This window comes from Candidatus Poribacteria bacterium (assembly GCA_021295755.1).
Taxonomy (GTDB): Bacteria; Poribacteria; WGA-4E; order WGA-4E; family PCPOR2b; genus PCPOR2b.
Genome location: JAGWBT010000013.1, coordinates 1 through 4,904, shown reverse-complemented (window position 1 = coordinate 4,904; position 4,904 = coordinate 1). Strand labels below are relative to the sequence as shown.

The following is a 4,904-nucleotide window of genomic DNA, read 5'->3' as shown; positions in this document are numbered from 1 at the left end:
ACCGATCCAGACGGTTACGAGGTTGAATTGTTGGAAGATATCGATGAGATTCTGGCGGAGTTGGAATAGCCGAACCGAACTATGGTAGATTTTAGAATTATATAGACACTCCCAATGTACAGCCAACCCCCTAAATCCCCTTATCAGGGGGACTTTGGAAACTCCGCGTAGGTTGGAGTTGTTGGTAAATATCTAATTATTTCTCTAATTCACTATAAAAGGCTAGTGCTCATGTTAAAAAATCGTGCAACAGAAACCGTAGGGAACAACGATCGTTGTTCCTGACTACCAAAAACTCGGTTTCTCTTCGACTGCATCAATGAACCAATGAACTAATGAACAAATAGTTTTCACGTTTTCTGAGCCGTCTAATCTTCCTGCTGGAGCTCTTCAAGTTGTGTGGTTGTAATGAACCCAAGAAATCCCATCCCGATGGAAACTGCGAACATCCCTGCATAGCTCACAAGTCCGATGAGGATCCCCGCGAGCATTGGCATAAAGCTGAATGGAAAGAGAATTGTGTTCATAAAACCGACATAGCTAGGACGATTCATGCTCGGTGCAATATTTAGCAGATACGCCATGAAGCCTATCGACGAACCGCTCGTAGATGCGCCGTTAAAGACAAACGTCAGGAAATAACAGGGCACCTGCCACGCCGATGGTACGTATTGCACTAAGATTGCCACCAACGGTGCCGTACATGCCAATGCCGAGGTGCAACTGAGGATGTATCGTACACCATATCTCTCCCCGATATATGCCCACACTGCATTTGAGATGACACCACTGATGGAGACAACGGCGAGAAACGTCCCAATGGTCGCATCTTGAACCTCCAACTTGACCAAGGCATATGGGACATAGAAAGGGGTGCACATCCCGGCAACGGTGGTACACATCCGGTAGTAAAAGAACCAGCGGTAATTTCGATCTGTCCTGAAGAAGTGTGGTCCCTGCTTCAGATGTTGTCCAAACGGTTGGCGTGTCCTCTGAACGGGACGGATGGGTTCGCGAATCTGTAAAAAAGCCGTGAGTGCCAGTCCGGTCGCACCTGCCGCACACCCGAACAGCAGCGCATAATTCGTTGGGAATACCAGTCCGGATTCAGGATTCAAGGCATATCGGATAAAGAAGAAACCGATGAATATGCCGAAGAATCCGCCAGCCAACTGGCGAAAACTGAAATATCGAGACCGCCGCTGCGGTTCAATGGATTTGGAGATAATATCCATATATGGAAGCGTTGAGACTCCCATCGCTGAGGATCTGATGAAATAACAACACAGAAAACACGCGGCGAGTAAACCGTTGTTGCCAGAGCCGACCATAAGTGTGCATACGACCATTGCAACCCATGCGGTCAGTCGAAGGCTCATACCGAAGGCGTAGAAGGGCATCTTGCGCGGACGGTGTTCTAGCAGGTTTGACATCAGGAGTTGGGGCCACATCCAACCGGCGCGTGTCATCGAACCGGTCAAGCCGACAAGCGTGTTTGAGGAAGTGAGTTTTAAGATAAAGGCGGGTAGAACAGTTGTCGAGTCTGCAAATGCAAAAGAGATTCGTATAAATGTGCCTTGAACCACAGCAATCCAAAAGTTGCGGTTCTGTTCTCGTTCTTTGTCCTTTTCCTGCTGATGTTCAGACTCCGATGTGTTCGTCGGGGCAGCTTCCATAGTCAGTTTCGTCTTCCTTCACAATCTTTTACTGGCGGAGTTGATATAAAGTATCAGTTCTTCTTTGGTGGCGCAGATTGCCTAATCTGCGATCAGATCGGGTTTCGGACATAATTGCCGTATTTTCGCTCCGCTGACCGGCGGTTGGGCAGCCACAAGACCTGCCCCTACATTTGGTTGTTTCCTGTAGGGGCAACCCTTGTGGTTGCCCTTTCTACTTTACCAAATCACGGGTGCTTGCAGATGACGTTAAGCACCGCCTGTCGTCGTTCTTCCTTTACCGCTAGCAACGCACGTTTAAGTGCCGGCAACACCTCTTCGGGTTCCTCGACCCGTTCTCCGTATCCACCATTCGCCTGACAAATCATCTCGTAGGCTGGAGTGGGTGAAAGCTCACTGAGGGGAAAATGGTCGGTTTTTACCGCCCAACCCTCTGGGTGAACCGACGCGGCTGCCCCTCTTACCGCTCCCCAACATTGGTTATTAAAGACGACCACCAGAATCGGTAGGTTATATGCTTGGGATACAAAATGGCAGGAGGTGGGAACGTTAAAGAGATAGCTGCCGTCGCCGACTGTGGCGATGACGGTTTTCTCCGGTGCAGCCAATTTTGCTCCCAACGCTGCGCCGATCCCCCACCCAAGTCCGGCGGCGGGTGAAGGTCCAAAGAAGCTGCCGGGGAGGGTCAGATCCACCTGTGTCGGCACCAGATCGTATTCATTAACTACTATAGTCTCCGCATCCAAAACTTGATTGATACAGGCGGACAGCCACGCCGGATCAATCGGCTTATCCCCTTTGACTGCCTCCGCATGTGCGCCCCAAGCCTCCCGCTGCTGTTTATGCTCCGCCCTCACTATTTCAAAGCGGTTGGCAATCTTTTGTGCCGCCTGTTCCTGATACGGTAGTATCTCTTCGGTCAGCAGACGGAGTGTTGCTGTTGGCTGGGCAGCCAACGCAATGTCTGCTGCATGCCCCCGAATTGGATATCGACTGTAGAGCGGCTCATGCCCCAACTGAATAACACACGCTGTTTCTTTGGGACTAACCACAGTCGGTAACCAAGGAACATCGGTGTCAATGACCAGCACAACATCCGCTTCCTTCAGATATGGGGTTGGATCAAAACCGAGGTGAAGTGGGTGAGATGTAGGGAAGTTCATGTGCGTCTTGCCTACCCCTACCACGACCGGAATCGCAAAAGGCTCGGCAAATGCAATCAGTGCCTCTACGGCTTGCGGATCTCGTCCGACCCCCGAAGTAATAATGAGCGGGTTTGTTGCTTGAGCAATGAGCTTGGCAACCTCCTTCACCTGAGCAGCAACCGGAACGTTCGTTTGGTGCGCCTGCTGTCTTGGCACAGTGCTGATGGTCAGTTCTTCATGAGATTCGGCGAGCATTTCCCGTGGAAGGGTCAGATACACAGGACCACCCGGCTCCGAGGTAGCGATTGCTAACGCTCTATCCACCACTGTCTCCAACTGTGCAAAATTTCGCAGTTCATAGTCCCACTTGACAAATTCCCGCACGAGGGTTGCCTGATCAAACGATTCCTGCGCCCAATGGATAAGCACGTTCCGAGAACCGGTGAAACCGGCTTCTGTCAAGGGAGTACGTCCCGCACTAAAGATGATGGGGACCTGCGCCCGCGCTGCGTTGATGATAGCACCGGAGGCGTTGGCGGTCCCGACGATCACGTGGACCATCACAACCTGCGGTTCGCCCGTAACCATGTAGTAGCCGTGTGCCATACTCACTGCGACGAACTCATGTGGCACTGTGATGGGACGTGGATATTGCTTTCCCTCTTGGGCAAACTTAGCGAAGGCATCCACCAATGAGGCGAAATCGGTGCCGGCATTGCCAAAGAAGTATTTGATACCTCTTTCGCGCAGCAACTCAAGATAGCCTTGGGCGGTGTTCTCGATTGATATTGTCTTTTGGGTTGCCATGTTTTCCTATCAAGTCCGGGGGCTATACCTCGGCTGTCGAGGTGCGCGGTCTCGCAGAAGCCGTATTGGACGCCCTTTCAGTGGCAATTCAACCCGTGCCCCGCCACGAAGATGGGATTCGATGGTTGCGAAAATTAGCTCTGTGCCGGCATGTGCGACCCGCACCCCACCACGTGGTGGTTCGCCGGTGTCGAGCGAATGGACGAGGTCTTCCACAAGCCGCAGATTTGGGCTGGCAGGATCGTAGTCAGGAAACGCTCCGTCCACAATCGTCGGCTGCCCTCGGTAGCCCGGTGGTCCCTCTTCACGCATTCGATACACGCTCTCGGGCAAGGCGGTTAGACTCCCTTTCTCGCAGTTGACTTCCCACTCAATTTCGCGGCTGGGGGTTACAGCATATGCTGTAACATCATTTTCAAAATGAATGATACCGTGTCCGATCGGGTCTTCAGTCAATCGCTCCCCTTCAACCCGCCAATTGCCCTCCGTCAGGTGCGCTTGGACCCACACTGCGCGCCGGTCACTGTTGAGGAACAACAGGTTATCGTAGTAATGGCTTGCCCCATTAAATAGGGTGCTACCGTTGAAGATAATTGTCTGCGGGGCACCGAGTTTGCCGCTGTCGATAATTTCCTTCATTTTGGTGAAGCCGGGATGCCACCGCCGCTGGGTGCCGAGGTTAAAGAAGACCCCGTTCCTTTCACAGATTTCAACCATCGCGTCAGCTTCCGCCATTGATGCTGCCATCGCCTTCTCAGCATAGATTGCTTTGGCACCATGCTTGACCGCGTAGATAACGATCTCGGCACGATGCTCTGGTTGTGTGGCGACGCTGACGATGTCAGGTTGTTCATTGTCGATCAATTCTTTGTAGTCGGTGTACTGCTTTTCTTTCGGAATATTGTACTGCACTCCAACTTCAGTCATGACCTCTGGACGAAGGTCTGAACACGCAATCAGGTCCGTCCTCTCGCAGGCAGTAAATACTGCCGTGTGCGAATAGGGGGGCACATGCCCCGGTGACCCAACGACCTCATTGTCAATAAATGCTCCCATGCGACTGCATCCGATAACCGCTGCTCGGTATGTTTTCAATGTAAATCCCCCCTGATACATGAAACATGTTGCGTAGTGCTTAGACAGCAAAGCAAATCCCTCTGATTTTCTCATTTGCAACCTGTTATTTACATTAGCATAAAACAGCGAATCTGTCCAAATATTTATGTCGAAGTTAGGCGCATTGGGTTTCCTGTAGGAGGGATCTCCGAATCCCGAC

3 protein-coding genes are annotated in these 4,904 nt (G+C 51.6%); all 3 read right to left on the bottom strand.

Translation table 11 applies throughout. The annotated features are described in order from the left end of the window. Window positions 1–368 precede the first annotated feature (368 nt). Window positions 369–1,676, bottom strand: coding sequence for an MFS transporter (locus J4G02_02960; GenBank protein MCE2393554.1), 1,308 nt, complete (start codon window positions 1,674–1,676; stop codon window positions 369–371). 227 nt (window positions 1,677–1,903) lie between these two features. Further along, window positions 1,904–3,628, bottom strand: a complete 1,725-nt coding sequence (locus tag J4G02_02955; protein MCE2393553.1) for a thiamine pyrophosphate-requiring protein — start codon at window positions 3,626–3,628, stop codon at window positions 1,904–1,906. Between the two features lie 9 nt (window positions 3,629–3,637). After that, entirely contained in the window at window positions 3,638–4,684 is a 1,047-nt protein-coding gene (locus tag J4G02_02950; protein MCE2393552.1) for a Gfo/Idh/MocA family oxidoreductase, read from the bottom strand. Window positions 4,685–4,904 lie beyond the last annotated feature (220 nt).

Bases quoted from the DNA above. Each gene is read 5' to 3' on its own strand.
- J4G02_02960 (MCE2393554.1), bottom strand. From the start codon at position 1,676: ATGGAAGCTGCCCCGACGAACACATCGGAGTCTGAACATCAGCAGGAA.
- J4G02_02955 (MCE2393553.1), bottom strand. From the start codon at position 3,628: ATGGCAACCCAAAAGACAATATCAATCGAGAACACCGCCCAAGGCTAT.
- J4G02_02950 (MCE2393552.1), bottom strand. From the start codon at position 4,684: ATGGGAGCATTTATTGACAATGAGGTCGTTGGGTCACCGGGGCATGTG.